This is a genomic window from Legionella resiliens, assembly GCF_021344005.1.
In the GTDB taxonomy this organism is placed as follows: Bacteria; Pseudomonadota; Gammaproteobacteria; order Legionellales; family Legionellaceae; genus Legionella; species Legionella resiliens.
On the sequence record NZ_JAJTND010000004.1, the window covers coordinates 1384097 to 1410427 of the forward strand.

A 26331-nucleotide genomic window follows, 5' to 3' on the forward strand; every position below is an offset into this window, starting at 1 on the left:
CATGGTTTATTGCGTTGGATTAACAGGTGACATTGCGAGTGGGAAAACGACAGTAGCTGAACTTTTTTCAGAGCTCGGGATTGAAGTAATTCATGCCGATAAAATATCAAGAGAAATGACTCAAAAAAATAAAGCCCCATACAGAGAAATTGTTGCGCATTATGGTTTTACAGTTCTTAAAGAAGATGGAGAACTGGATCGTAACAAACTAAGAGAAATAATTTTTTCAAACCATGAAGAGCGAGACTGGCTTGAACGCCTCTTACATCCATCTATCCGTAAAGAGATTAAAAAACGAGTTGATGCAAGTACAACTCCTTATTGTATGGTAGAAATACCTTTGCTGATTACAAAACAATACTACCCTTATATTAATCATATTTTGCTTGTTCGTGCGCCACTGGAGCTACAGATATCACGATTAATGCAGCGAGATCAATGCAGTAAAGAACAAGCCCAGGCTATTTTATCCATTCAGCCTAAGACTCATCTGCGCTTAGAAAATGCAGATGATATAATTGTTAATAATATGGATATTGTTGAATTGACTAAAAGAGTAAATGATTTACATTATAAATATCTTTGTGCATCTAAAAAGAATTTGTAATAGATATTTAACAGTTGAGCGAAACACTTTGGCTTTTCTACAAGGAATTTAGCGATTAATGAAATTGATTACCTTAAATATATGGGGAGGCCGCTTAAGAGACCCTTTATTAAAATTTATCGAACACAATCGGGATATTGATATATTTTGCTTGCAAGAGGTATATTTCAATGCGCATCGCACTGTAACTGAAGAAGACAAAGCGCTTAGTCTGAATATTTTTTCTGATCTACAACAACTTCTCCCTAATCATTTTCCTATTTTTAAACCTGCTGTTGAAAATATTTATGGAATTGCGATGTTATTGAAAAATAATATCGACATCTTAGGCGAAGGAGATATAAATATTCACCAAAAACAGCATTATCCAGGAATAGGATTAAATCATCCTAGGGATTTACAATGGGTAGAATGTGAGATTAATAAAAAAATTTACTCCATTCTTAATGTTCATGGACTCTGGAATGGGCAAGGTAAAAAAGACTCTCCGGAACGAATCAATCAGTCACAACGTATCCGTAATTTTATGGATACGATTAATACCCCTAAAATATTATGCGGTGATTTTAACTTAAGACCTGATACCCAAAGCATGCACATCATTGAACAAGGAATGAAGAATTTAATAAAAATTAATCACATCAGCTCAACACGAACTCGTTACTATCAAAAAGAAGAAAAATTTGCGGATTATATCTTAACTTCGCAAGATATTGTTGTTAATGAATTTTCTGTTCTGAGTGACGAGGTCTCAGACCATGCTCCATTATATCTTGATTTTAATTAGTGAATTAGCATAGTTTGGGTTAAGGCTTAATTAAGCATGGGGCTTCGCAAGCTCAGAACCAACCTACACTACATGAGGGTTATGCATACGCAAGGCAGCCATGGGCGCTCACTGCTTCGCAGGTTCATTACACAATAAATGATCTTGCACCATTGCAATGACTTCACGATTTGCTTCTGGGAAATGCTCAGAAATTAATTCATGCTGATAAACCCATTTCATAGCCAATTGCCCTTCCAAACATAAAGGTTCGCCGACATATTGACTGACAAGAAAAATAATTAATTTTACCGATTTATCAGAGTATTGATGTTGTACTTCGCCGAGTAATTTGTAATGTTTAACTTCTATGCCAATTTCTTCTTTGAGCTCTCGAATCAACGCAGATTCTGAAGGTTCATTTACTTCCAATTTACCACCGGGAAATTCCCAACATCCTCCATGAGGGAGATGAAAAGGACGTTGGGTAATTAAGATACGTTGTTGCTCATCAATAATAACTGCTACGGCAACTGAGATGTTCACGCCAAACTTCCATGGCAGGCTTTATACTTTTTACCTGAGCCACAGGGACAAGGATCATTTCGACCAATTTTTTTCTCTTGTCGTCTATATGTTTGAGTCGAAGCTTCCTCATCATTTTCATCAGCATAATTGCCGTGTTGCAAGCTCATTTTACTTACCTGATCAGCACGTCGTTGTTCTTCAACTGCATTAACGTCTTCTTCAGTTTGTATTTCTACTGAAGAAACTAAACGAACAACATCATACTTTAAATTATCCAGCATTGTGGTAAACAAAGTAAACGCTTCTTTTTTATACTCTTGCTTTGGATCTTTTTGCGCATAACCACGTAAATGGATTCCTTGACGCAACTGATCCATTACCGCCAAGTGTTCACGCCATTGATTATCTAAAGTTTGCAAAACTACGGATTTTTCAAATTGTGACATCGTAGTTCTACCCGCCTGCTTTACTTTTTCATCATATTTCCGTGCAGCAAGATCAAGAATTTTTTCTTTAATTTGTTCTGGCTGAATATGATGATCTTCTTCAATCCACTCCAGTACAGGAGCTTTAAGTTTGAATTCATCAGCCAAAATATCACTTAAGGATTTAGGATCCCATTGATCTTCCAAACTTTGGGGAGGGATATAAGAATCAACAAGATTTGATATCACTTCCTCCCGCATCATATTTATCATTTCTTCAGTATCAGTCATTTCCATGATCGAAGCGCGTTGAGTATAAATGACTTGTCTTTGATCATTCGCTACGTTGTCATAATCCAAAAGCTGCTTTCTCACATCAAAATGGTGTCCTTCAAGCTTACGTTGAGCATTCTCAATTGCCTTAGTTACCAAACTATGCTCAATAGGCTCTCCAGGTTTCATTCCCAAACGGCGCATCATCGATGCAACGCGCTCAGATGCAAATATGCGCATTAAATTATCTTCAAGAGATAAGTAGAAGCGACTGCTTCCTACATCACCCTGACGACCTGAACGTCCTCGCAACTGATTATCGATTCGACGGGATTCATGACGCTCCGAACCAATAATTCTCAATCCACCGGCTGCAATGACTTCATCATGGCGCTTTTGCCATAACTGTTTTGCAGCTTCTATCTCTTCAGGACGCGCATCTTCACCGAGTTGCGCCAAATCTGCAGATAAACTTCCACCCAAAACGATATCAGTTCCTCGTCCCGCCATATTTGTAGCAATAGTTACCGCACCAGGACGACCTGCTTCAGCAATAATTTGTGCTTCTTTTTCATGAAATTTAGCATTAAGTACTTGATGTTTAATGTTTTCCTTTTTAAGAAGTTGACTTAAAAACTCAGATGCCTCAATCGAAACAGTACCCACAAGAACAGGTTGCTTACGAGCAGTACATTCACGAATGTCGGCTATAACTGCTTGAAATTTATCTTTTTGAGTTAAATAAACCAAATCCGCCTCATCTTTTCGTACCATAGGTTTATTTGTAGGAATTACTACAACATCAAGATTATAAATTTGCTGCAATTCATAAGCTTCTGTATCCGCTGTCCCAGTCATTCCTGATAATTTATTATACATTCGGAAGAAGTTTTGGAATGTAATCGAAGCAAGGGTTTGGTTTTCATTTTGAATGGAAGCGCCTTCTTTAGCTTCAACGGCCTGATGCAATCCTTCAGACCATCTTCGACCAGGCATTGTCCGCCCGGTATGCTCATCGACTATAATAACTTGTCCATCCTTAACAATATAATCCACATCACGATGAAACATAGCATGAGCTTTTAATGCTGCATTGACGTGGTGCATGAGCATGATATTGCTGGCATGATATAAACTATCCCCATGATCCAGAAGTTTTGCTTTAACCAATAATTCTTCTATATGTTGATGGCCTGCATCAGTAAGATGCGCCTGCTTTTGCTTTTCATCAACAGTATAATCCCCTTCACCACCCTCTTCTTCTTGTTTCTTCAAATGGGGAATCAATGAGTTAATTTTAATGTAAAGTTCGGAACTATCTTCTGCTGCACCGGAAATAATCAGAGGAGTACGTGCTTCATCAATGAGAATTGAATCCACCTCGTCCACGATGGCAAAGTTCAACTCTCTTTGCACCTTATCTTCAAGACTAAATGCCATATTATCGCGCAAGTAGTCAAAACCATATTCGTTGTTTGTTCCATAAACGATATCACAACGATAGGCTTCCTGTTTTGCAGTGTGCGACATATCAGGAAAAATTACACCCACAGTCAATCCCAGAAACTCAAATATAGGACTCATCCATTGGCTATCGCGTTTGGCAAGATAATCATTTACCGTAACAACATGTACACCACGCCCAGTAATTGCATTCAAATAAGCGGGTAAAGTTGCTACCAATGTTTTACCTTCCCCTGTGCGCATTTCAGCGATATTACCTTCATGCAAAACCATTCCACCAATTAATTGCACATCGAAATGACGCATACCTAAAGTACGTACGGATACTTCTCTAACTGTAGCAAAGGCCTCTGCTAACAGTTCATCAAGGCTTTCTCCTTCTGCAAAACGTGCTTTAAAATGCTGGGTTTTTGCAGCTAACTCGGCATCAGTTAATGCTTGCATTTGAGACTCAAATGCATTAATTGCCACTACTGCCTTTTCCATACGCCGCAAAGTGCGCTCATTTCGGCTTCCAAACATTTTCTTAATCAACGTATTCAGCATGGCCTACATAATCCTCTGGAGATTTCAAATAACAAATTGGTTAATGTACTAAAATTTGGGGGAAAATACTATGAATACCTTTTAATTTAAGTGAATCTTCATGGTATAACTTAGCGAAGAGAGAGGTTTCTGACAAATCAGACAGCTCAAATATTATTTTCCGCAATTTCCTCTCATATTATACAATAGTTTGGAGGTGAGTTGATGAATAGAGCACTAGATTTCGAAATATTGATATCAAAATTGCAAACGAGCGACAAAAGATCATTTCATCTGGAATTCATAAACCCTCTGCATATAATTCCACCTCCCGCAAATACTCACTTAATTCCTGCAATAAAGAAATATTTTTAGTCTGTAAAACACCCATCAATTTTTTTTTCCATTGACTTGCGCCAGGCAATCCAAAAGCCAAATTAAATACAGGTTTAATCAATAAACTCAGGGAAACCCCTTTATTGTATTCTTCGAATAAATAATTCAAATAGACATCAAATACGTGCCCCCGCGTTTTCATTTTAGTTTCGGGATAAAGTGCTTGATGTATTACTGCAATTTGAAATGGATTATCACATGCCAAACGACCAAGCATCACACCTTCAACATAGCGCAGATGCTCTTCAATTTCCTTTATATTCAATATATTACCATTCATCACTACCGGAATATCAGGAATTTCTTCCTTGAGGCGATAAACATATTCGTAGTTAACAGGTGGAATTGTTCGATTTTGTTTGGGGTTTAAACCATTTAGCCACGCTTTACGTGCATGTACAATAATTTTTTGAGCTCCGGCTTCAAGCAGCTGATGTACAAAATCACTAAAAAACTTATAACTGTCCTGATGATCTATTCCTATTCGGATTTTTGCGGTAATGGGTAGGGTCGCTACTTCTCGCATGGCTCGAATACAAACTGCAACGTGTTTTGGTTCTTTCATTAAACAGGCACCAAAACGTCCTGCCTGGACTTTATTACTAGGGCAACCAAGATTAATATTTACCTCGTCATATCCTTCTTGTTCTGCACGTTCAACACAATGTGCTAATGCATAGGGATCTGCCCCTCCCAGCTGGAGTGCTATCGGATGTTCTTTTACATTAAATTGCAAAGAACGCAACGGATTATTTTGTATCGCTCCAGTGGTTTGCATTTCTGTATATACGAGGGCATTGGGAGCCAAAATTCGCATAAAAACTCGAAAATGACTGTAAGTCCAATCAATCATAGGAGCAATGGATAAAGGGGCAAGCAGGATATTTGACACTATTGTTGTTTCAATTAAAAAAGAGACAATTATAACCCGAACTAAAAAATTGTGTACAATAATATGACTAAAGATTCACGAGGATTTAAAATTCTTCTGAGTCACGCGGCTTGTCCCTGAAAGATCTTTCTTTAATAAAATTTTCCGCATCCTACGTACAACCCCTCCATTTCCTACATACCGCGGTTTATGCGTGGTATCCAGACCGATGCCTTGAAGTAGTATTGAATTCAATTTCAAAGAAAAGATCTACTAGATACCGCGCATAAAGCGCGGTAGGTGGGGGGTTGCCCGGTACGTAAGAAATCGAAGGATCCATCTGGGCTTATCCGGAAACGCAGAAAATCATTAATTTAACGAATTCCACTGAGTACATCACAATATTGTATTCAAATTATTCCTGGTTTACCGCATTCATTGCTTGGATAAGTAATTGCAGCCGCGTTCGACCTTGATAAAAGTTGATATCCAACTTATATGCTGCATGCACGTATTTAACTCTATAGTTTGGCCAAGATTTTAAATCGACATTAAAAGCTATCGCATCCACTTGTTGGTTACCTTGTGTTGTCATCAAAGTCATTTTTAAATGACTCTTTCCTACTATGCGTTGATCCAAGACTTCAAAAACATTATCAAAAACGGGTTCAACGAATTGCTGTCCCCAGGGCCCCGCCTGTTGTATTAACTGAGCAATTTCAAGACTAAACTCTTCAGGCTGTAATGGGCCATCGGTAAGTAATTCGCCTTCACATTGAGAAAAATCAATATGCTTATTCACTTCCAAAACCAATGCTTCACGAAACGCGTCAAGAGCATTTGGATGAATACTCAGGCCCGCTGCCATAGCATGACCACCAAATTTGCAGATAAGTCCAGGATGATCCTTATCTATTGCTGCCAATACATCTCGAATATTTAAATCTGGAACCGAACGGGCCGAACCCTTCAATTCATCATCACTCACTTCAGCAAAAGCAATAACAGGTCGATGATAACGTTCTTTCATTCGCCCCGCTAAAATTCCAATGACTCCTTGGTGCCATGTTTTATCAAAAAGACATAGTGCAATAGGTAAATGTTTGTTCTTGTAATCAGCACTAAGCGCAAGTTTTTCCAATGCAAGCATAGCCTGCTCTTTCATTTCCGTTTCAATTTGCTTTCTTTCTTCGTTGAGTTCATCTAATTGCTGACAATAATTCCTAGCGTGTACCTGATCTGAAGTAATTAAACATTCTATACCTAAAGCCATATCATCCAATCGTCCCGCGGCATTGAGTCTTGGCGCAATAGCAAATCCCAAATCTGCTTCTCTGAGTCGTGTATACTCACGTCCGGATACTTCAATCAAAGCTTTAATACCTACGCGGCAAAGACCTTGTCGTATTCGTGCTAAACCTTGATTCACCATAATGCGGTTATTCTGATCCAGTCCTACAACATCAGCGACGGTTCCCAAAGCAACTAAATCCAAAAAACTCGCCATATTAGGCTCAGCAATATTCATTCCGGAAAACCAATTCGTGTTTACCAAATGTCTACGTAGAGCAAGCATGACGTAAAAAATCACGCCAACACCAGCAATCGATTTACTGGGAAATTTACAATCCGGTTGGTTCGGATTCACGATAGCACACGCGTTAGGAAGGGTTTCGGCGGGTAGGTGATGATCAGTGATTAAAACGTCGATATTTAATTGGTTCGCCCTTTCCACACCTTCAATACTTGCAATCCCGTTATCTACAGTAATTATCAACCCTGGTTTCCATTTGCTGGCTACTTCAACTATTTGTGGTGTTAATCCATAACCAAATTCAAAACGGTTAGGGACTAAATAGTCGACAAATTGAGCCCCCATAGCGCGTAAAGCAGTTATAGCAAGTGCTGTTGATGTTGCCCCGTCTGCATCAAAATCTCCAACAACCAAAATCCTATGTTGCTCACGTAATGCTGTCTCTAAACGAATACATGCTTTATCTATTCCTTTTAAACTATCAAAAGGTAATAAAGTTTGGAGTTGTTTATCCAATTGGGAGGGTTCAGTAATTCCTCTGTTTGCGAATATTCGCTTTAGTACATCAGGCATATTAGGTACGTTGAGCGTGTGTATTGGCTGAGGGCGTTGTTTAATAAGCATGTATTAGTTTTCTCCACAAACGAGCATACCAGCTGTTAGCACTCGTAGAGTAAGCCAGATTATTCCAATACCAATGAACAGTCATTTTTTTTAGTTCTTCTTGATGCTGTTCACTGATAATAGAAAATTCAGTGAGCAATAAAATCTGATAATCCTTAAGCGTTATTGCTGAGCTATATAAGGTAACTTGAGTACTACATATTTGTGCTAATGAATAAAAATGTTCATCAACACAAATATTGATTGGTATTTTATCCCTAAGTTTCGCGTCACCCCACACCCATAATCCATTAGCAAAGGATTGATTTGATTTGGATGCAAAAAGCATTTGGCTTTCGGTAATAAATTTTTGCCAATGCATTGTCTTATCGAGTTGAGTCAATTGGGGCATTAATGATTGATGTAGCAAGCGATAAGGAGGCTTTGCATTTATGGATAAATTTTCATGATTACTTAGCAACCATGTTTCCGCATCATGATAGTAAAGGACTGTACCCTCTTCTGCCAGATACTGGGAGAATAAATCGAACCATAATTTAGACTCCTGTTGTTCAAGTTGCAGAGCTTTGCCTAAAGCTACGATCATTGCGTCATTATGTGTTGCTTCCCAATGAACCGGGGTCAACACAAGCCATTCCCCTGTTAAATTGTGATACTTCTTTAATAAATCAGCAACGGGGGGATTTTCGGGATTATAGCAGCCTAGGCTCAGCAAAAAATTGAGCAATACATTCCCTTCTGAATTGAGTGACTTAGCCCTTTCAGGAATAGAACTACACTCTGAGTCAATCACAACACGCATGTTTGTTCGGCCTTAATCAATCCATCTCTGCGAAATAATGATTTTAAATTTCTTAATGCCTGACGTATGCGATCTTTGTTTTCAATTAAACCGAAACGAACATAACCATCACCTTGTTGGCCAAAACCTATTCCTGGCGATACAGCAATATGCGCTTCTTTTAATAAATATTTACTGAACTCAAGCGAGCCCATATGTTGATAATGAGAAGGAATAGGCGCCCAAACAAACATGGTAGCTTTGGGTCGAGTAACCTCCCAGCCAATCTCATTTAAACCATCACAAAGGATATTACGTCTTTTTTCATAAAGCGTCCTAATCTCTTGTACACACTCATCAGGACCATCTAAGGCAGCAATTGCAGCAACTTGGATTGGTGTGAATGTACCGTAATCTAAATAAGATTTAATCCGGGTAAGCGCCGCAACTAACTCTTCATTTCCACAAGCAAAACCAACACGCCAACCTGGCATATTGTAAGATTTAGACATTGAATAAGTTTCAATTGCTACATCTGTGGCTCCCGGTACTTGAAGTATTGAAGGAGCCTTATATCCATCGAATACAATATCAGCGTATGCTAAGTCGTGAATAACCCAAATTTCATGCTTTTTTGCTAAGTCGATAACTTGTTCAAAAAAAGAATAATCTACACAATGAGTACTTGGATTTGCAGGAAAATTAATTACCAATGCTTTCGGTTTTGGCCAGCTGCGATTAATTGCATCTTCTACAGATGCTAAAAATTGAGTTTCATTAATAAGGGGAATTTGCTTTACATTCGCACCAGCAATAATAAATCCATATGTATGAATCGGATATGCAGGATCAGGAACTAAAATTGTATCCCCAGGTCCACTTATAGCTAATGCCAGATGCGCCAGCCCCTCTTTCGACCCTATGGTAGCCAATATTTGTGTTTCACTATTTAACTGTACATCATAGTTACGCTGATACCAGGAAGCCATAGCTCTTCGTAGCCTTGGAATTCCTTTGGACATGGAATATCGATGAGTGCCAGGTCGTTGAACTGCTTCAATCAACTTAGTGACAATATGCGGCGGTGTGGGTTGATCTGGATTTCCCATACCGAAATCAATAATATCTTCTCCACGCGCTCGCGCTTCGGTTTTTAATTGGGTTAAAGTATTAAAAACATAAGGGGGCAACCGGTTTATACGCGGAAATTGACTCATAATATTGACCTCTGTAGTATACTTACAGCCACGTATCATTCATTGAAACACTCTAAACCATGAATATCAATTTAGAATCAGCAGAACCACATGTAGTGCAAGCTTATAGTGATAACAAAATTCAGATTAATTCCATTGTTTATGAAAGCAGTTTAATTGTTTCTAAAACAGAAATCATTAGCGATCTGTCAATTAAAGACCCTCAGGAAATTGACGAACACTACATAGGCTTATTAACGCAATTTAAACCGGAAATTATCATCATTGGCCATGAACATACCGGAAAACTCCTACCCCTGTCAATTATGAAACAGCTTACAGAGCAACGAATTGGTATGGAATGCATGTCTATAGGGGCGGCATGTCGAACTTACAATGTTTTATTAAACGAACATCGTGTTGTTGTTGCTGGATTTATTTTTAAATAATAGTGTAGTCTGTGTGAGACACATTGAACCCCATGTCCCGTTAGCTGCACTTGGATCTTCTACACATCTTTGAAAAAATCAGCCCAACTCTATTGCGACGCCCGGGGACCCAGAAGCTCTTCCCTAAAACACTGGATCCCGCCCACAAGCCGCGGGGCGTTGACAAGGATGTGATCAAAGGACAGAGGCAACATCCAGGCTCCAACTGGAAAATTAAAGCTGTCTTCTCGCTTCAAGCACATTAGGGATTTGCTCTAATTTCGTCAGTAATCTGGAAAGACTACTTAGGCCATCCACATCTACTGTTAAAGTAATATAAGCCATATTTTCCTGTTTATTACTCTGGGTTTGCAACGCATACACGTGTGCTTTTTCATTAGCAAGTAATGAGGTTACGTCCTTTAGAAGTTCAGATCGGTCAAAAGCTTTAATTAAAATATCCACAACATAATTTTCACGTGTTGCACTTCCCCAAGTGACCTGCAGAAAACGTTGTTTTTGTCTTTCGTTCGCATGAATGATATTAGGACAATCTTGGCGATGTACGGATACACCACGGCCTAAAGTAATATAACCAATAACAGGATCACCAGGGACAGGCTGACAGCATCTTGCCATAAAAGTTAGTAAATTACCCACTCCCTCAATACGTAAATCACTCCCAGTAACTTCTGGTTTTGCATGAGGTCTGACAAATCGCTCAAGATTGAGTTCCGAGGTTGCTGGCGGAGTGAGCTTGCTAATAATTTGACCTATTTTAATATCACCACGGCCAAGATTTGCATAAAGGTCATCAAGTTTTTTAAAATGTAGAGCGATTGCAGCTTCATGTAGTTTATCGGATTTTATCCCCAAAGATTTTAATTCTTTGTCTAATAACTCTCGGCCATCCTGAATGTTCCGATCATAATCTTGCATTTTAAACCAGTGCAAAACTTTGGCCTTAGCACGAGACGTTTTGAGATAATTTAAATGGGGGTTAATCCAGTCACGGGAGGGTTTACTTTCCTTTCCAGCTAAAACCTCTACTCGATCCCCAGTTTTTAGTTGATAGGTTAGTGGTACGATATGACCATTTATACGTGCACCGCGACATCGATGCCCTAGATCACTATGGACGTGATAAGCAAAATCCAAAGGAGTTACACCATGAGGTAAATCGAGGACATCTCCATCTGGAGTAAAAACATAAACTCTGTCTTCGAGAAATTCAGTGGTAGTGCTTTCAGGCACACCTTTATTACTTGCCATTTCACGATGCCAAGCCAATACATCCCGGAGCCATTCGATTTTACGCTCATGACTTTGTTTCTGTTTGAAGCCGCCTTCCTTATATTTCCAATGGGCAGCAACCCCCATTTCAGCCAAATCATGCATATGAAATGTTCTAATTTGCACCTCAAAAACCCTACCTTCCTGTCCTTTGACTGCAGTATGCAATGATTGATACCCATTAGGTTTGGGATTAATAATATAATCATCAAATTCCGCAGGAATTTGTTTCCAAAGTGTATGCACCATACCTAAGACTTCATAGCATTGAGGCTGGGTATCAACAAGAACACGTACCGCAGTGGCATCATATATTTCATCAAGTGACACATTCTTGCGGGTCATTTTTTTATAGATACTATGGATATGCTTTGAACGTCCATAAACAGCAAAGTGATCTATTCCACTTGCTTTAATCTGTTCATTCAACTGAGCAACAATCCCATTAACAAAATTATCTCGTTCTAAACGCTTTGCTTTCAGGCCTTTGGCAATCTCTTTATAGTCTTCAGGATGTAAATGCCGAAAAGCCAAGTCCTCCATTTCCCATTTAATGGCCCCTATTCCCAATCTGTTAGCTAAAGGAGCATAAATTTCCATCGCTTCTGTGGCCAATTGCTTGCGCAATTCTTCAGGTAAATGCCCTGCAGTTCTTAAAACACATAATCGTTCAGCAAGTTTAATCAATACAACACGAACATCATCCACCATAGCCAACAACATTTTACGAAGATTATCAATTTGTTGTTTATTTTGTGGGTATTTATTTAATCCCTGAAAACTGTGCATCGCGCTCATGCGCTCTATGCCTTTGACTAATTTTGCAATATTACTGCCTAATTGCTCCGCAACATCATCAATGGATAAATCAGCATAGTGTACGTTTTCAAAAATAATTGCAGCCGCAAGTGTTTCCTGATCTACCTCAAGATCTGCAAGCAAATCAGCCATAGACAAGCCTTGTTGCAAACAAGATTGACCTGTTTCTGTAGCATGTTCTTGCCCTGCAAGTTGGCTTAAAGTGCAGGCCCCACGAATGAGTTCAAGATTATCTAAATAACCCTTTGCGCCTAGCTGATGGAGCCACAAATCAACATCAATGCTTCCATCTTCACACAATGGAATAGTATCTTTTACTCGAACCATGAGTATTATCCTTTTTCAAACAACGCAATCGACTCAACATGGGCAGTGTGGGGAAACATATCCATTACTCCCGCCTTTATTAATGTATAGCCTTTTTGATTGACCAAAATATCTGTATCACGAGCTAATGTTATGGGATTACATGATACATAAACAATACGTTCTGGGTTTAGTGCATCAATCTGTTTCACAATTTCCAGTGCACCAGATCGAGGAGGGTCAATTAATATTTTGTTGCAAGATTGCTGAACCAACTTCTTTACTTCATTCACATCATCCAAGTTTGCAGCATAAAAATCTACATTATGAATATGATTCAGTTTTGCATTCATATATGCTCTTTCAACCATAGTTTTACTACCTTCCACTCCAAGTACTTTTGCGCAAAAACTTGCCATTGGAAGTGAAAAATTACCAAGTCCACAAAATAAGTCTAGCACTATATCCGTACTTTTTAAGTCCATTAGCTGCATAGCTTGCGATACCATAGAACGATTCAACGCAGAATTGACCTGGGTAAAATCTGTTGGATGAAACAAAAAAGAAATTTGATAATCTGGCAATTTATAAGTGAGATATTCACTTGATTTGGGTGGATAAAAACAAAATACCGTTTCAGGAGAACCTGGCTGTAGAAAAATTTTATATTGATATTTTTCAGCAAATTCTTTGATTTTTAATTCATCGTCACGATTCAAGGGGGTTAAGTTTCTGAAAATAAGAGCAATCTCATCATCTCCCGCGGCAACTTCAATTTGCGCAATACACTGTTTGTCTTCCATTGAATCAATTAGTTGCCTTAACGGAATAATATCCTTATCAAGTTTTGCATTTAAAACCGGACATTGGGTAATCTCAGTAATGAAGCGGGGATTACTGCGTTCTCTAAACCCAACCATAGCACTTTGTTTTTTTTCCACATAGCGTACGCTTAATCGAGCTTTATTCCTGTAATTCCAGTGCCCTGCAATTAAAGGTGACAACACGAATTGCGGTTTAGTATGGCCATATCGTGATAATAAATCCAATAATTGATCTTGTTTAAAATGAATTTGCTCTTCTTCGCTTATATGTTGTAATGAGCAACCACCACACATTGAATAATGAGGGCATTTAGGCTCAACCCGTAACGAAGATGGTTCAAGAACATTAAGCAAAAGACCTTCATCAAAATCTTTTTTTATTCTGGTATATTGAAATTCCACTATTTCCCCAGGTAAAGCACCCTGAATAAACGTTGCTTTACCCTGAATCCGTGCAATACCCTTTCCATCATGGCTTAAATTATCAATTTGAGCAGTTTGGGTCGTAGGATTTGGTTTTGATTTTGCTCTTCTCATGAAATGTTCTCAACAAATAAATCATTAATTAACTTAAATTAGTGTAGCAATCGTTGTGAGAAAGATTGCATTTTTCAAGATGTTAGAGAGTACCACAGGCGATTTATATTTGTCATGGTAATTTGTCGTGACAATATCCATGCTGAGCAAAGTAAGTACAAAATCCCATGTATTTTTACTATCTTGATATTCCTACCTCCTGCGGCTTGTACTCAGTAGGTAGAAAGTCAGGGTACTGCTTATGGAGTAATGGCTCAATGCAACAAAGTTGCTAATCAAAAGCTGATGGCTTTGCAAGCCCAGCTCAAAAAAATAACAATCGTTATTTTGGTTAATTTTGTGGCATCTATAAAATGAGCTTATTTATCAAGTAATTCATAGTCCTATTCACAATGTTATCCACAGATTTTGTGGATAAAGACTATCATTACATCATTAAGGTGAAAATAATAATTTCACTCTATATAAGGGCTATATTAATTTTTGATGTAAAAATAAAAGTAATGATAGGATTTATAGGAAAAAGTTATCCACAGGAATTAGAATTAGGGGATATTACAGAATTGGTCGTATATAATAACAAAGAAAAATTAAAAAAACAGTCTTGACAGCATTTTTTTATAAAAATTTTTAATTGATTTTTATTTTAGATAGACAATTTTTTTTTCAACACAATCGCATCTTCAATATTGTTTTCTTCTATGTAGTACGCTGGCTTAATTTCAATTTGTTCAAAGCCCATACTCTGATACAGATGTAAGGCGGCTTTATTACTGGGTCTTACTTCAAGAATCACATGATCAATATACTGAGACTCGGTTAATGAGGAAAGTACTTGGTGCAAAAATTGCCGTCCGTACCCTTGTGATTGGTACGGTTTAGCAATACAGAAATTTAGAATATGACAGCAATTATTACTGTGTCTAGAAATAATATAACCACAAATCATTAGACTACTTTCTAAAATTACTTCAAATACTCGACAATCATATCCTACCCGCACACAATCCCTTAAGATGTCTCTATCCCAGGGGGCAATATGTACTTCTTTCTCAATTGCATAAACGGCATCAATATCTGATTCAGCCATGCGTCGAATATTAAAAGTCATCCTTGCTGCTCCCAAATAAATAAGTTTAACCTGGCAACGAAGCAAATCCTGGGTCGAGATTCAAATTCCAAAGTTGGCTTCGTCGTACCCAGGCTATATATTACATATCATTCAGTATTTTTTTTCTTTTTTGGTAAATAAAGATCAGTAATTGTTCCTTCAAATGCCTCTGCTGCTTGAGCAATAGTTTCAGAAAGTGTTGGATGAGGATGTATTGTCAAGGCAATATCTTCAACATCACAACACATTTCAATAGCTAATGATGTTTCAGCAATTAAATCACCTGCATTAATTCCTACAATGCCTGCACCCAATATCCGATTAGTATCTGGGCAGAACAATAATTTAGTCATTCCCTCTTCTCTTCCCATGCTGAGCGCGCGACCACTAGCTGCCCAAGGGAAAGTAGCTTTTTCATAGCGAATACTTTTTTCTTTAGCTTCTTTTTCAGTTAAACCTGTCCATGCGATTTCTGGATCAGTATAGGCAACACTGGCAATACATTTAGGATCAAAGTAATGCTTTTTGCCCGCAATAACTTCTGCAGCAACTTTTCCCTCTGGAATTGCTTTGTGTGCAAGCATTGGCTGTCCAACTACGTCACCAATGGCAAAAATATGTGATACATTTGTTCTTTGTTGATTATCTACTTTAATGAAGCCACGATCATCAACTTTTATCCCAGCTTTTTCTGCATCAATTTCACCACCATTAGGCTTTCTTCCAACTGAAACAAGAACTTGTTGAAAACAAAGAGGCTTGTCTGTTGCATGCTCACCTTCCATGGAAACATAGATACCCTCTTTTTTTGCTTCCACGGCAGTAACTTTAGTTTTTAACAGGAATTTGACGCCCTTTTTCTGCATGCGTTTTTGCAAAACATTTACCAAATCAAAATCGGCACCAGGAATCAGCTGATCCATAAATTCAACAACAGTTACATCAACGCCTAAAGATGAATAGACAGTAGCCATTTCTAAACCAATAATTCCACCACCTAGAACCAATAAACTGCCTTTGATGTCAGCAAGCTCTAAAGCACCTGTTGAGCTAAAAATACGTTTATCTTCAGGAATAAAAGGTAAATTAATCGATTCAGAGCCTACGGCAATAATTGCATTTTCAAATTCCACTTCCATAGAACCATCTTTCGTAGTCACAGTCACTTGATGCGTTCCTGAAAACTTCCCATTTCCTGTAAGTACTTCAACTTTGCGTTGTTTTGATAAAGCTTTCAAACCGCCTGTTAGTTTGGAAACCACAGAGTTTTTCCATGCAACGATTTTTTTATTATCCAGCTTAGGTTTACCAAAACTAACACCCTGCTCAGACATTTCATGAGCTTCCTCAACCACTTTAGCAATGTGCAATAATGCTTTAGAAGGAATGCAGCCTACATTTAAGCAAACACCTCCCAGTGAATCAAAACGCTCTACCAATACAACCTTTTTTCCCAAATCCGCCGCTCTAAATGCCGCTGTATATCCACCAGGGCCACTTCCCAATACAACGACATCTGTCTTTATTTTATTAGCCATTACAAGCCTCTTTCATTTTAGATATTATAGTAAAATTCGTCTTATATCACTTAAACACTCGCAAATAAAACGAGTAAAACGTGCCGCCTCTGCACCATCTATAACTCGGTGATCATAGGATAAAGACAAAGGCAACATAAGTCTTGGTTGAAATGTACCATTTTCATAAACAGGTTTTATTTCCGAACGAGATAACCCAAGGATGGCCACTTCAGGACTATTCACTATGGGCGTAAATGCAGTCCCACCAATTCCGCCTAAGCTGGAAATTGTAAAACATCCTCCTGCCATATCTCCGGGCATTAGACCTTTGTCTCGAGCCTTAGTACTTAATCGTGTCATTTCAGTTGCAATTTCAGCAACACTTAACGTGTCAACATTTCTAATTACTGGAACTACCAAACCGTTAGGTGTTTCTACTGCAATACCTATATTGCAATATTTTTTATAAATAAGATTGGTACTCGTAGCATCTAAAGACGCATTAAATTGAGGAAACACTTTTAACGCTTTACTCACTACGGCACAAACAAATGCAAGCAATGTGAGCTTATATCCTTTTTCTTTAGCATGCTCTGCTTCAGACTTTCTAAATTCTTCGACATCAGTAATATCTGCTGCATCAAATTGCGTTACATGGGGGATTGTTATCCATGAACGATGGACATTAACACCAGTAAGCTTTTTAATTTTATTAAGAGGCTTGGTTTCAATCTCACCAAACTGAGTAAAATCAATTGTTGGATTAGGTGGAATACCGAAAGATCCTTGACGAGGTTGCTCACTTAAACGAGCTTTCACATAAGCTTGTACGTCTTCTTTAGTAATACGATCTTTGCGACCTGTACCTTTCACTTCTGTCAAATTTACACCAAACTCTCGAGCCATGCGTCTTACAGCAGGACCTGCAGCAATAACCGTTGAGGACTCAGCAAAATCAGGTTTCGGTGAAATCTCTTCGTCTTTTTTTGTTGGTGCTTCTGAACTTGATATTTCAGGAGCGCTTACAGGCTCTTGCTCTGCAGGAGTTGTTGCGCTTTTTTCAGCTTTTGCCCCACTTTCTGCAGCTGCGAGAAGGATCAAATCTCCTTCAGATACCTTATCACCTACTTTAAGACTCAACTGAGTGATTTTACCTGCAATGGGAGAAGGAATCTCCATGCTGGCCTTGTCTGATTCCAAAGTAATAAGCGGTGTATCAATTTCGATTTGGTCGCCTACCTGAACCATAACTTCAATCACGTCAACTTGCGCTGCACCGCCAATATCAGGAATCTTAACCTCTTTGATACTTTCTGATTTATTTTCTTGCGCAACTTTAGTCTTATTTTCCTGTTTATTTTCAGATTCTTTTTTAGCTGCTTGAGATTTATTTTCTTTTTCGGTGTCTGACTTTTTTTCAACCGTGGCAAAAAGAATCACATCGCCTTCGGATACTTTATCCCCTACTTTAATATTCAGTTTTGTGACCTTCCCTGCAACTGGCGAGGGAATCTCCATACTGGCTTTATCTGACTCCAAAGTAATAAGTGGTGTATCGATTTCGATCTGGTCTCCTACCTTGACCATTATTTCAATCACATCAACCTGAGTCGCTCCACCAATATCAGGAATCTTAACTTCTATTTCGTTTGACATGTCTTTCCTCAAAAGATTACTCAGTATATTCAAGTTATGACTGTAATGGAAACACATTTAAATCCGTGTTGCTTGCTCCACTACAATCACAGCAGGAATTACTCAGCCTACTATATACTTTCTAATGATTAACTGGATTCAGTTTATCGGGATCAATGTTATATCGCTTTATTGCATCCACGACTTTGGACTTATCAATACTGCCTTCTGCAACTAAAGCATTTAATGCCGCCAAAACTATAAATTTAGCATCTACTTCAAAGAAATGGCGTAACCGTTCACGGGTGTCACTTCGTCCATAACCATCAGTACCCAAAGTTACAAAATGATTAGGCACGAAAGGTCTAATTTGATCTGCGTATATTCGTAAATAATCTGTTGCAGCAACTACAGGACCAGGTCTGCCTTCTAGTTGGGTAGCGACATAGCTTTTTTGTTCTTTTTCTTGAGGATGCATTGCATTATAACGTTCTACAGCCAATCCATCCCTTCTTAATTCATTAAAGCTTGTTACACTCCAAATATCTGAGGTCACAGAATAATCATCTTTTAGCATTTGAGCTGCTTTGATTACTTCACGCAGTATGGTTCCACTTCCCATTAACTGGATATGCTGCTTGGATTTTTTCTTACTTTCTTGCAATAAATACATTCCTTTTATGATGCCTTCTTCAACTCCTTTTGGCATATCCGGATGCATGTAGTTTTCATTCATTACGGTAATGTAATAAAAAACATTTTCCTGTTTCTCATACATACGGTACAAACCATTTTGAATGATCACAGCAAGCTCATAAGCATAGGTAGGATCATAAGAGATGCAATTTGGAATTGTTGAAGCATATAAATGGCTATGTCCATCTTGATGTTGTAATCCTTCTCCAGCAAGGGTTGTGCGCCCAGCAGTTCCGCCTAACAGAAAACCTCTGGCCTGCATATCCCCTGCAGCCCATGCCAAATCACCAATACGCTGAAATCCAAACATCGAATAGTAAATGTAAAATGGGATCATGGCCAATTTATTTGAACTGTATGAGGTCGCTGCTGCAATCCACGAACAAAAAGCCCCTGCTTCATTAATTCCTTCCTCAAGGATTTGCCCATCTTTAGCTTCGCGATAAAACATAATTTGCTCGTGATCTACAGGTGTATAAAGCTGTCCTACTGGAGAATATATACCGATTTGTCTAAATAAGCCTTCCATTCCAAACGTCCTGCACTCATCAGGAACAATTGGAACGATACGTGAACTGATCTCCTTATTTTTCAGTAACACTGAAAGGATACGGACGAAAGCCATTGTAGTTGAAATTTCGCGATCGCCTAGTCCTTTAGTGACAGATGAGAAATCGGCCAAGGCAGGAACATTAAGAGGTTCTGTTTCAGTTGAACGCGCAGGTAAATAGCCACCCAACATTTCCCTTTGCTTTTTAATGTAGTTTATCTCAGGACTATCATCTGCAGGTTTATAAAACGGGACCTCTGCAATTTGCTCGTCACTGATAGGGATACTGAACCGGTCTCTGAATGCCTTTAATTGCTCCACAGTCATTTTCTTTTGCTGGTGTGTAATATTTTGCCCCTCACCCGCAGCCCCCATTCCATAGCCTTTAATTGTTTTTGCCAAAATAACAGTTGGAGAACCCTTATGCTCTACGGCCTTAGCATAAGCTGCATACACTTTTTGAGGGTCATGACCGCCTCTATTCAATCTCCAGATTTCTTCGTCTGTATAGTTTTCAACCATTTTCTTTAACTCTGGATATTGGTTAAAGAAATGTTGTCTCACATAGGCGCCATCGTTTGCTTTATAAGCTTGATAGTCGCCGTCAACACACTCTTCCATCCGCTTTTGTAACCAACCATCCTTATCACGCGCAAGCAATGGATCCCAACGACCACCCCAAATAACTTTTATGACATTCCAACCGGCACCACGGAATAAGCCTTCGAGTTCTTGAATAATTTTACCATTACCACGAACAGGACCATCGAGTCTCTGTAAATTACAATTCACAACAAAAATAAGATTATCAAGCTTCTCTCGCGCAGCAATGCTTAAAGCACCGACTGACTCAACCTCATCCATCTCACCATCGCCAAGAAAAGCCCATACTTTTCTATCATCTACTTTGATGAGTTCCCTGTTTTCCAAATATTTTAAAAACCGTGCTTGATAAATAGCTTGTAAGGGTCCCAATCCCATAGATACTGTAGGAAATTGCCAAAACTCACTCATTAACCAAGGATGGGGGTATGAAGATAGACCATCCACCTCTACTTCTTGCCGAAATTTATTTAATTGCTCTTCAGTAAGTCGTCCCTCAAGAAAAGCTCGTGCATAAATACCTGGAGAAGAATGGCCTTGAATGTAGATTAAATCCCCACCATGTTCACCATTGGGCCCTTTAAAAAAGTAATTAAATCCTGTTTCGTATAAAGTAGATGAAGAGGCATAAGATGCGATATGACCACCAAGTTCAGGAGCATATTTACCTGCCCGCAACACCATTGCCACCGCATTCCAGCGAATCAAGGCACTAATACGCTTACCAATGCCTTCATCAGGTGGCATTTGCTTTTCTTCGTGAAGCTTAATTGTATTTCTATATGGCGTATTAATTGAACTGGTTAAATTAACTCCCTCTGCATTTGCTTTATTAAGAAGCTGCTTTAAAAGAAAAGCGCCTCGGTTCGGACCATCATTGATTAATACAGCTTGCAGGGCATCCAGCCATTCACGCGTTTCTATAGGATCCAAATCTAAATTAGTTTCATTTGCCATGAAAGTGTTCCCCGAAATCTATTAAACACAGTAAGGTACAGCCTGTAATTTTTTTGGAATTACACCCGTGCAACCTTTCTTACAAATTGCGAAATCTGATAAGCAATCGCATGTTACTTTGCGGCATTGTAGTGGATCGCGGTAAGAATTCAACTCACGCATCACCTTTTTACCCTCAACTCTTTTTCCATGCACATATTTTGCAAAGTTTTTTTCTGCAACCCTTTGTGATATATAAGAACAATTGGGGCAATTATTAACGCAATTTTGTCTACAAAAATCAAAATGCTGCACACACGTCATATTGCATTGCGCCAATGAATGCTCTCTAAACGCATTTTGTTGTAATCCCTGACAACCACAAAGTCCTAGTATTATAGTGCAACAAATCAGCCGCAAAAAAGAATTCATATAGGTCGTATCCGCAATAAATGATTGTGTAGATTAAGTGCTTCAGTTCAAACACCAAGGTCTAGAGACAATTCCAGTATCTTGGAATGGTACGATTTTATGTGCTCCGATACACACATACTTAATGTTAGATGCGTTTCGGCGCTCTAAAATCACACCATTTTGGATAATCTAGCGAATTGACAAAAAGGCCCTAACTCATAAATCAAAACTACAGCCAAGTAATTAATGTAAATAAAGCAATAAAAACCAGCATAACAACAATTGCATGTTCAACCAAACTTTCTGCTTCAGGCATAGGAATTTCTTCCGTTTCATTTGTTCTAACTGCTAACAAGCCACCTATGCGTAACATATCATTATTCATATCAGGTTTTGCAAAAAAGTAACTGGTAAACGAGGAAAAACCGCGTTGAAAATTTCCTACAAGTAAAAAAAGTAACACGGTCAATCGAGCAGGTATCCATTCAAGCAAATCGGCTATTTCATTTGCCTGAACACTAGTGTAATTAAAATCACGGCATAAAGTGATTAAACGATAAGCTAAGGCTCCAATGGGGCCAGCAATGATATACCAAAATACAAGAGAAAATAATTGTCTATTGACTAAAATAAAATAGTCTCCCACAAGTTCCTGATTCGTCTTAATATCTGATTGTACGATAGGATAAAAGACATTTTGAGGGCCTAGGCAATAAAAGAAAATTATGAGGCTTAGAAGAAACCCTATCAAGCCAAATACGAGGTGATCCAACAATAGGTAAATTATCGATACAAGCAATACAATAGGAACTATTATTAAAGTCAACAGGACCCAGGGGTTAGAACCGTGTTTATTGGTGATCATTTTTATTTTTTGGCAGTAATCAGGAAACCAATAAAAACGTTGGTACGAAACAGAGTGAATCAAAAAGCGTTCACTCAATAAACACAATAATATAACTAATAATTTCATTATTTAATCCTTACGCATTTTATCAGAGAGTGCTATCGGGGTTGGGTATTTCAGTACAACAAAATATGATGAAACAATAAATGTTAAAATGGTAGTTGCTTGAATTAAATTAGACGCTTTATCCGAAATAAGCCCAGTACTCAAAGCAATGCTGGCAACAAGTAAGGAAAATTCACTCGCTTGTCCCAAACGAATGCCCACCTCTTTTGCCACATGTTTTTTTTCACCGGATTTACCAAGAAGCAAATAAAATAGAACCGGTTTAAATAGTAAAACTAAAAGAGACAAAATAAGCGCAGGAATAATCACTTGCTGCGCTAGACCAAAATTAAAAGTCGCTCCGATTGAAAAGAAAAACATCACCAGAAAAAAATCTCTTAGGGGTTTTAGGCTCTCAGCAATAAAAAGAGAAATAGGACTTGCTGCCAGAGCTACCCCAGCTAGGAAAGCACCAATATCTTCAGAAAGACCTATTTTTTGTGCAAGAACAGACATCCCCAAACACCAACCAATTGATAAAAGAAATACATATTCCTGAGTTCTATCAAAACGTGCCAGTAATCGGATCAAAACATATTTTTCAACGGTAAAAGCAAAAAGAATTAATGCTGGTAAATCTATACCCACTAAAATGATATCATCTATCGAGAAGCCACCTGTTTGTTGCGCTCCATGAATTAAGATCAGCACGATAATTGCAATAACGTCCTGCATTAATAACACGCTAATCATTACTTCACCAGTATGCTGATGGTGCAAGATAGTCGTGGGTAATAATTTCAAGCCAATAATTGTGCTTGAAAACATCATTGCACAACCCACAATCCATGATTCAGTCACACTTAAACCAAAAAGCCTGCTAATCCAATATGAAGTTACAGCAAAAAGAACTGAACTAACCAAAGCAATCCATGTAACCTTCTTTAACATGTGGACGAGATTTTGGGGTTGTAAGTGCAGTCCGAGTAGAAATAATAAGAAGACTATTCCAATATCACCAATTTGTTTGACAATAGTCACATCAGATACAAGCTTTAATCCCCATGGTCCAAAAACTGCTCCAAGAAGAATATAAGCAACCAACAATGATTGTTTGGTATAAAGAACCAAGGTTGAAAGAAATGCAGCGCCTGCGAAGATTAAGAATATTGTATAAAATACAGAGCTTTCATGCATTGATTAAGTACCTCAAAATTAAATATAACCAACCTTATTTTGAAAATTGTAGCTCTGATAAAGCGCAATAAAATAAGAAAATTGAATTCAAAAAATAGGCATATTGTGCTTCATAAAGCTATATTTTTATAGGATCCAGTTACAACTATTTTCCTAGCCAAAAATAGCGAATTGTAGACAGGCCCTAATAATTCTAATGTTTTGGAAATTTGCCTCGATAATTTTATCCATTAATCCACGAATAAGCTATTAATAATTCCATAACAACCTAAATTAAAACGGAAAAAGAGCCTCTCACTCCATTAAGCGCTAATTTGTGTTTCAAACTATCAGCCATATTTTTTGAACCAAATGGTCCTACTCGCACAATATAATGTTGCTTATAGTGCTCGATATACACCGGGGATGGAGTAATATGAGTTAATTTTTCTTTTAAACGTGTTGCCAGGGCTTCCGTTGTAAAAGCACCGGCCTGAAGATAATAATGTGCTTTTCCAGCGGGTCCCATTAACGTTTCAATTTCAACAGGAGCTGTTCCTTTGGGAAATACTCCAAGTTTTAAAGCTGCGGCATAGGACAAATCGATAATCCTATTAGAATGAAATGGGCCACGATCGTTTACTTTAACGATTGCAACCTTTCCATTATTCAAATTTTTAACTTTTACATAAGTTGGTAAAGGTAACGTTTTATGTGCGGCAGACATTACATACATGTTATAAGGTTCGCCACTGGAAGTTCTTTGTTTGTGAAATTTTGTTCCATACCAGGAAGCAATACCTCTTGCTTTATATCCTGTTGAGCTTTTCATCACTTGATAGGAGCGTCCATCAACAGAATATTCAGATATATTACCATATCGACTTAAAGGTTCTTTGGAAGGAACAGGCTCTTTAAAACTAATGTTTTTCAATTTAGCGGGTGCCCCATCTTGACGTTGGGTATATCTATTTGTTTTATTTTTGTAACGATTATATATTGAATTATTCGTACTTTGAGTTACTTGTCGTGTAGACTTTTTTGTTCCCGATGTTGAAGAATCAACGGGTTGATTTGTAGTTTGGCATCCTGCCAATAAAATTGTCACAGCAATAAGTATCTTTCGCATATTTTCCAATTTTGAATAATTGTTTTCTGGCTAATATACAGAAATATCACATAATTTCGAAGATTTATTTTAACTTGAAAAAAATTTCATTATTTTTCATCTGCTATTTTGTTGCTGGCAAAAGGCTGTGATACTATATTCACATTTTTTGCAATTGGACTAGGTAACAACATGACAAGAATAACGTCTATTTTATTAACTACGCTGTTTCTCATTACTTTATTTGTACAGTCAACTAATTCTATGGCAGATGAAGGTTCGTTACCTAATAAACCTATTGCAGACCTAGGAAGACCTTCCCCAACAGTTACAAATAAGCCTTTAGTTACTCCTTCACCTCCAATTCTTAATGCAAAAGCGTACATATTGATTGATGTGAACAGCGGCAAAATCATTGCAGAAAAGAACAGTGAAGAGCGTCTTCCTCCTGCCAGTTTAACTAAAATGATGACTTTATATGTTATATCGAATGCACTTCATCATGAGCAAATCCATCTTACCGATAATGTACGAGTGAGCCGTGATGCATGGAAAATAGGTGGTTCACGCATGTTCATCAAAGAAGGCCAACAAGTTCTTGTAGAAGACTTGCTTAAGGGGATCATTGTTGACTCAGGGAATGATGCCTGTGTTGCCATGGCAGAACATGTTGGGGGAACTGAAAACTCATTCACTGATCTTATGAATCAACAAGCTCAAAACCTTGGAATGAAAAACAGCCATTTTACTGATAGCACTGGTTTACCCGACCCTAATTTATATACTACAGCGAAAGACTTAGCGATTCTTGGTAGAGCATTAATTATTGACTTCCCACAATACTATGAGTGGTATAAACAAAAATGGTTTACCTACAATGGTATCCGTCAACCTAACAGAAATCGCTTGTTGTGGCGTGATAATCAAGTAGATGGCATAAAAACTGGTCATACAAACGAAGCAGGATTCTGTCTGGTATCTTCTGCAAAACGTGACAATATGCGCTTACTGGCGGTAGTCCTTGGCGAACCAAGTGATTCTTCCCGTGCAGATGATAGTGAAAAATTACTAAATTATGGCTTCAGATTTTTTGAAACGCACCAACTCTACAAGTCAGGCCAGTCAATCTCAGAGCTTCCTCTTTATAAAGGACAAGTTGATAAAGTAAGTGTGGGCTTAAATGAAGACCAATACATCACTATTCCCACTGGTCAATATCAACGCCTTAATATTTCCACTAAAATTCCGTCCTTCCTTGAAGCACCCATTAAGAAAGGTGATAAGATAGGTGATTTAGTGGTTCAATTTGATAATAATATCGTATCAACTCGACCATTATATGCCCTGCAAGGTGTCGAGTCAGGTGGTTTTTATACACGAAGCAAAGACTCTATACGTTTGGCCTTTAAGCGCTGGTTTGGCTCCTAAGACTT

Annotated in this window: 19 protein-coding genes; 4 read left to right on the forward strand and 15 right to left on the reverse strand. The window is 38.2% G+C overall.

From position 1 onward, the window contains the following. The first annotated feature begins 1 nt into the window (after position 1). Entirely contained in the window at positions 2-607 is a 606-nt protein-coding gene (coaE, locus tag LXO92_RS11540; RefSeq protein ID WP_182349735.1) for a dephospho-CoA kinase, read from the forward strand. Between the two features lie 58 nt (positions 608-665). Beyond that, positions 666-1394, forward strand: a complete 729-nt coding sequence (locus LXO92_RS11545) for an endonuclease/exonuclease/phosphatase family protein (protein WP_232891020.1) — start codon at positions 666-668, stop codon at positions 1392-1394. Between the two features lie 108 nt (positions 1395-1502). On the opposite strand, the gene mutT is transcribed toward LXO92_RS11545, so the two are convergent. From mutT to alaC, 6 genes are all read right to left on the reverse strand, one after another. Further along, complete coding sequence (mutT, locus tag LXO92_RS11550; RefSeq protein WP_182349737.1) at positions 1503-1919, reverse strand: 8-oxo-dGTP diphosphatase MutT; 417 nt, start codon at positions 1917-1919, stop codon at positions 1503-1505. Next, a complete protein-coding gene (gene secA, locus LXO92_RS11555) occupies positions 1916-4609 on the reverse strand; it encodes a preprotein translocase subunit SecA (RefSeq protein ID WP_182349738.1) in 2694 nt (897 codons plus the stop codon). The genes mutT and secA overlap by 4 nt, the downstream gene beginning before the upstream one ends. A gap of 280 nt (positions 4610-4889) precedes the next feature. Then, the gene (gene dusA / locus LXO92_RS11560; protein WP_182349739.1) at positions 4890-5876 is read right to left on the reverse strand and encodes a tRNA dihydrouridine(20/20a) synthase DusA; all 987 of its coding nucleotides are present in this window, start codon (positions 5874-5876) and stop codon (positions 4890-4892) included. A gap of 394 nt (positions 5877-6270) precedes the next feature. Further along, a complete protein-coding gene (gene recJ, locus LXO92_RS11565; protein WP_182349740.1) occupies positions 6271-8013 on the reverse strand; it encodes a single-stranded-DNA-specific exonuclease RecJ in 1743 nt (580 codons plus the stop codon). Further along, entirely contained in the window at positions 8003-8815 is an 813-nt protein-coding gene (locus tag LXO92_RS11570; protein ID WP_182349741.1) for a hypothetical protein, read from the reverse strand. Before LXO92_RS11570 ends, recJ begins: the two co-directional genes overlap by 11 nt. Next, positions 8803-10011 (reverse strand): alanine transaminase, encoded by a 1209-nt coding sequence (alaC, locus tag LXO92_RS11575; protein ID WP_182349742.1) that lies wholly within the window; start codon positions 10009-10011, stop codon positions 8803-8805. Before alaC ends, LXO92_RS11570 begins: the two co-directional genes overlap by 13 nt. A 59-nt stretch (positions 10012-10070) precedes the next feature. Between alaC and LXO92_RS11580 the strand changes: the two genes are divergently transcribed. Next, positions 10071-10439: an Mth938-like domain-containing protein gene (locus LXO92_RS11580; protein ID WP_232891021.1), complete on the forward strand. Its 369-nt coding sequence runs from the start codon at positions 10071-10073 to the stop codon at positions 10437-10439. A gap of 213 nt (positions 10440-10652) precedes the next feature. On the opposite strand, the gene relA is transcribed toward LXO92_RS11580, so the two are convergent. From relA to LXO92_RS11625, 9 genes are all read right to left on the reverse strand, one after another. Next, positions 10653-12857, reverse strand: a complete 2205-nt coding sequence (gene relA / locus LXO92_RS11585) for a GTP diphosphokinase (protein WP_182349744.1) — start codon at positions 12855-12857, stop codon at positions 10653-10655. Between the two features lie 5 nt (positions 12858-12862). Beyond that, positions 12863-14197, reverse strand: coding sequence for a 23S rRNA (uracil(1939)-C(5))-methyltransferase RlmD (gene rlmD, locus LXO92_RS11590; protein ID WP_182349745.1), 1335 nt, complete (start codon positions 14195-14197; stop codon positions 12863-12865). 646 nt (positions 14198-14843) lie between these two features. Further along, complete coding sequence (gene rimI / locus LXO92_RS11595) at positions 14844-15308, reverse strand: ribosomal protein S18-alanine N-acetyltransferase (RefSeq protein ID WP_182349746.1); 465 nt, start codon at positions 15306-15308, stop codon at positions 14844-14846. Between the two features lie 107 nt (positions 15309-15415). Further along, on the reverse strand, positions 15416-16846 hold the full coding sequence (gene lpdA, locus LXO92_RS11600) for a dihydrolipoyl dehydrogenase (protein WP_182349747.1): 1431 nt from the start codon (positions 16844-16846) through the stop codon (positions 15416-15418). 24 nt (positions 16847-16870) lie between these two features. Next, positions 16871-18484, reverse strand: coding sequence for a dihydrolipoyllysine-residue acetyltransferase (gene aceF / locus LXO92_RS11605; RefSeq protein ID WP_182349748.1), 1614 nt, complete (start codon positions 18482-18484; stop codon positions 16871-16873). A 121-nt stretch (positions 18485-18605) separates the two neighbouring features. After that, on the reverse strand, positions 18606-21269 hold the full coding sequence (gene aceE / locus LXO92_RS11610) for a pyruvate dehydrogenase (acetyl-transferring), homodimeric type (RefSeq protein WP_182349749.1): 2664 nt from the start codon (positions 21267-21269) through the stop codon (positions 18606-18608). A gap of 622 nt (positions 21270-21891) precedes the next feature. After that, positions 21892-22635, reverse strand: a complete 744-nt coding sequence (gene ampE, locus LXO92_RS11615; RefSeq protein WP_182349750.1) for a regulatory signaling modulator protein AmpE — start codon at positions 22633-22635, stop codon at positions 21892-21894. A 3-nt stretch (positions 22636-22638) separates the two neighbouring features. Beyond that, complete coding sequence (locus LXO92_RS11620) at positions 22639-23811, reverse strand: cation:proton antiporter (protein WP_182349751.1); 1173 nt, start codon at positions 23809-23811, stop codon at positions 22639-22641. A 268-nt stretch (positions 23812-24079) separates the two neighbouring features. After that, positions 24080-24919 (reverse strand): septal ring lytic transglycosylase RlpA family protein, encoded by an 840-nt coding sequence (locus LXO92_RS11625; RefSeq protein ID WP_182349752.1) that lies wholly within the window; start codon positions 24917-24919, stop codon positions 24080-24082. A gap of 171 nt (positions 24920-25090) precedes the next feature. Here LXO92_RS11625 and LXO92_RS11630 point away from each other — a divergent pair, with 171 nt between their 5' ends. After that, positions 25091-26326 carry a D-alanyl-D-alanine carboxypeptidase family protein gene (locus tag LXO92_RS11630; RefSeq protein WP_182349753.1) on the forward strand — a complete coding sequence of 412 codons (1236 nt, stop codon included), beginning with the start codon at positions 25091-25093 and terminating at the stop codon, positions 26324-26326. Positions 26327-26331: the final 5 nt, after the last annotated feature.

What these genes read in the sequence shown, in the direction of transcription:
- coaE (WP_182349735.1), top strand. Translation starts at nt 2, where the DNA reads ATGGTTTATTGCGTTGGATTAACAGGTGACATTGCGAGTGGGAAAACG.
- LXO92_RS11545 (WP_232891020.1), top strand. Translation starts at nt 666, where the DNA reads ATGAAATTGATTACCTTAAATATATGGGGAGGCCGCTTAAGAGACCCT.
- secA (WP_182349738.1), bottom strand. Translation starts at nt 4,609, where the DNA reads ATGCTGAATACGTTGATTAAGAAAATGTTTGGAAGCCGAAATGAGCGC.
- recJ (WP_182349740.1), bottom strand. Translation starts at nt 8,013, where the DNA reads ATGCTTATTAAACAACGCCCTCAGCCAATACACACGCTCAACGTACCT.
- LXO92_RS11570 (WP_182349741.1), bottom strand. Translation starts at nt 8,815, where the DNA reads ATGCGTGTTGTGATTGACTCAGAGTGTAGTTCTATTCCTGAAAGGGCT.
- alaC (WP_182349742.1), bottom strand. Translation starts at nt 10,011, where the DNA reads ATGAGTCAATTTCCGCGTATAAACCGGTTGCCCCCTTATGTTTTTAAT.
- LXO92_RS11580 (WP_232891021.1), top strand. Translation starts at nt 10,071, where the DNA reads ATGAATATCAATTTAGAATCAGCAGAACCACATGTAGTGCAAGCTTAT.
- relA (WP_182349744.1), bottom strand. Translation starts at nt 12,857, where the DNA reads ATGGTTCGAGTAAAAGATACTATTCCATTGTGTGAAGATGGAAGCATT.
- rlmD (WP_182349745.1), bottom strand. Translation starts at nt 14,197, where the DNA reads ATGAGAAGAGCAAAATCAAAACCAAATCCTACGACCCAAACTGCTCAA.
- rimI (WP_182349746.1), bottom strand. Translation starts at nt 15,308, where the DNA reads ATGACTTTTAATATTCGACGCATGGCTGAATCAGATATTGATGCCGTT.
- lpdA (WP_182349747.1), bottom strand. Translation starts at nt 16,846, where the DNA reads ATGGCTAATAAAATAAAGACAGATGTCGTTGTATTGGGAAGTGGCCCT.
- aceF (WP_182349748.1), bottom strand. Translation starts at nt 18,484, where the DNA reads ATGTCAAACGAAATAGAAGTTAAGATTCCTGATATTGGTGGAGCGACT.
- aceE (WP_182349749.1), bottom strand. Translation starts at nt 21,269, where the DNA reads ATGGCAAATGAAACTAATTTAGATTTGGATCCTATAGAAACGCGTGAA.
- ampE (WP_182349750.1), bottom strand. Translation starts at nt 22,635, where the DNA reads ATGAAATTATTAGTTATATTATTGTGTTTATTGAGTGAACGCTTTTTG.
- LXO92_RS11620 (WP_182349751.1), bottom strand. Translation starts at nt 23,811, where the DNA reads ATGCATGAAAGCTCTGTATTTTATACAATATTCTTAATCTTCGCAGGC.
- LXO92_RS11625 (WP_182349752.1), bottom strand. Translation starts at nt 24,919, where the DNA reads ATGCGAAAGATACTTATTGCTGTGACAATTTTATTGGCAGGATGCCAA.
- LXO92_RS11630 (WP_182349753.1), top strand. Translation starts at nt 25,091, where the DNA reads ATGACAAGAATAACGTCTATTTTATTAACTACGCTGTTTCTCATTACT.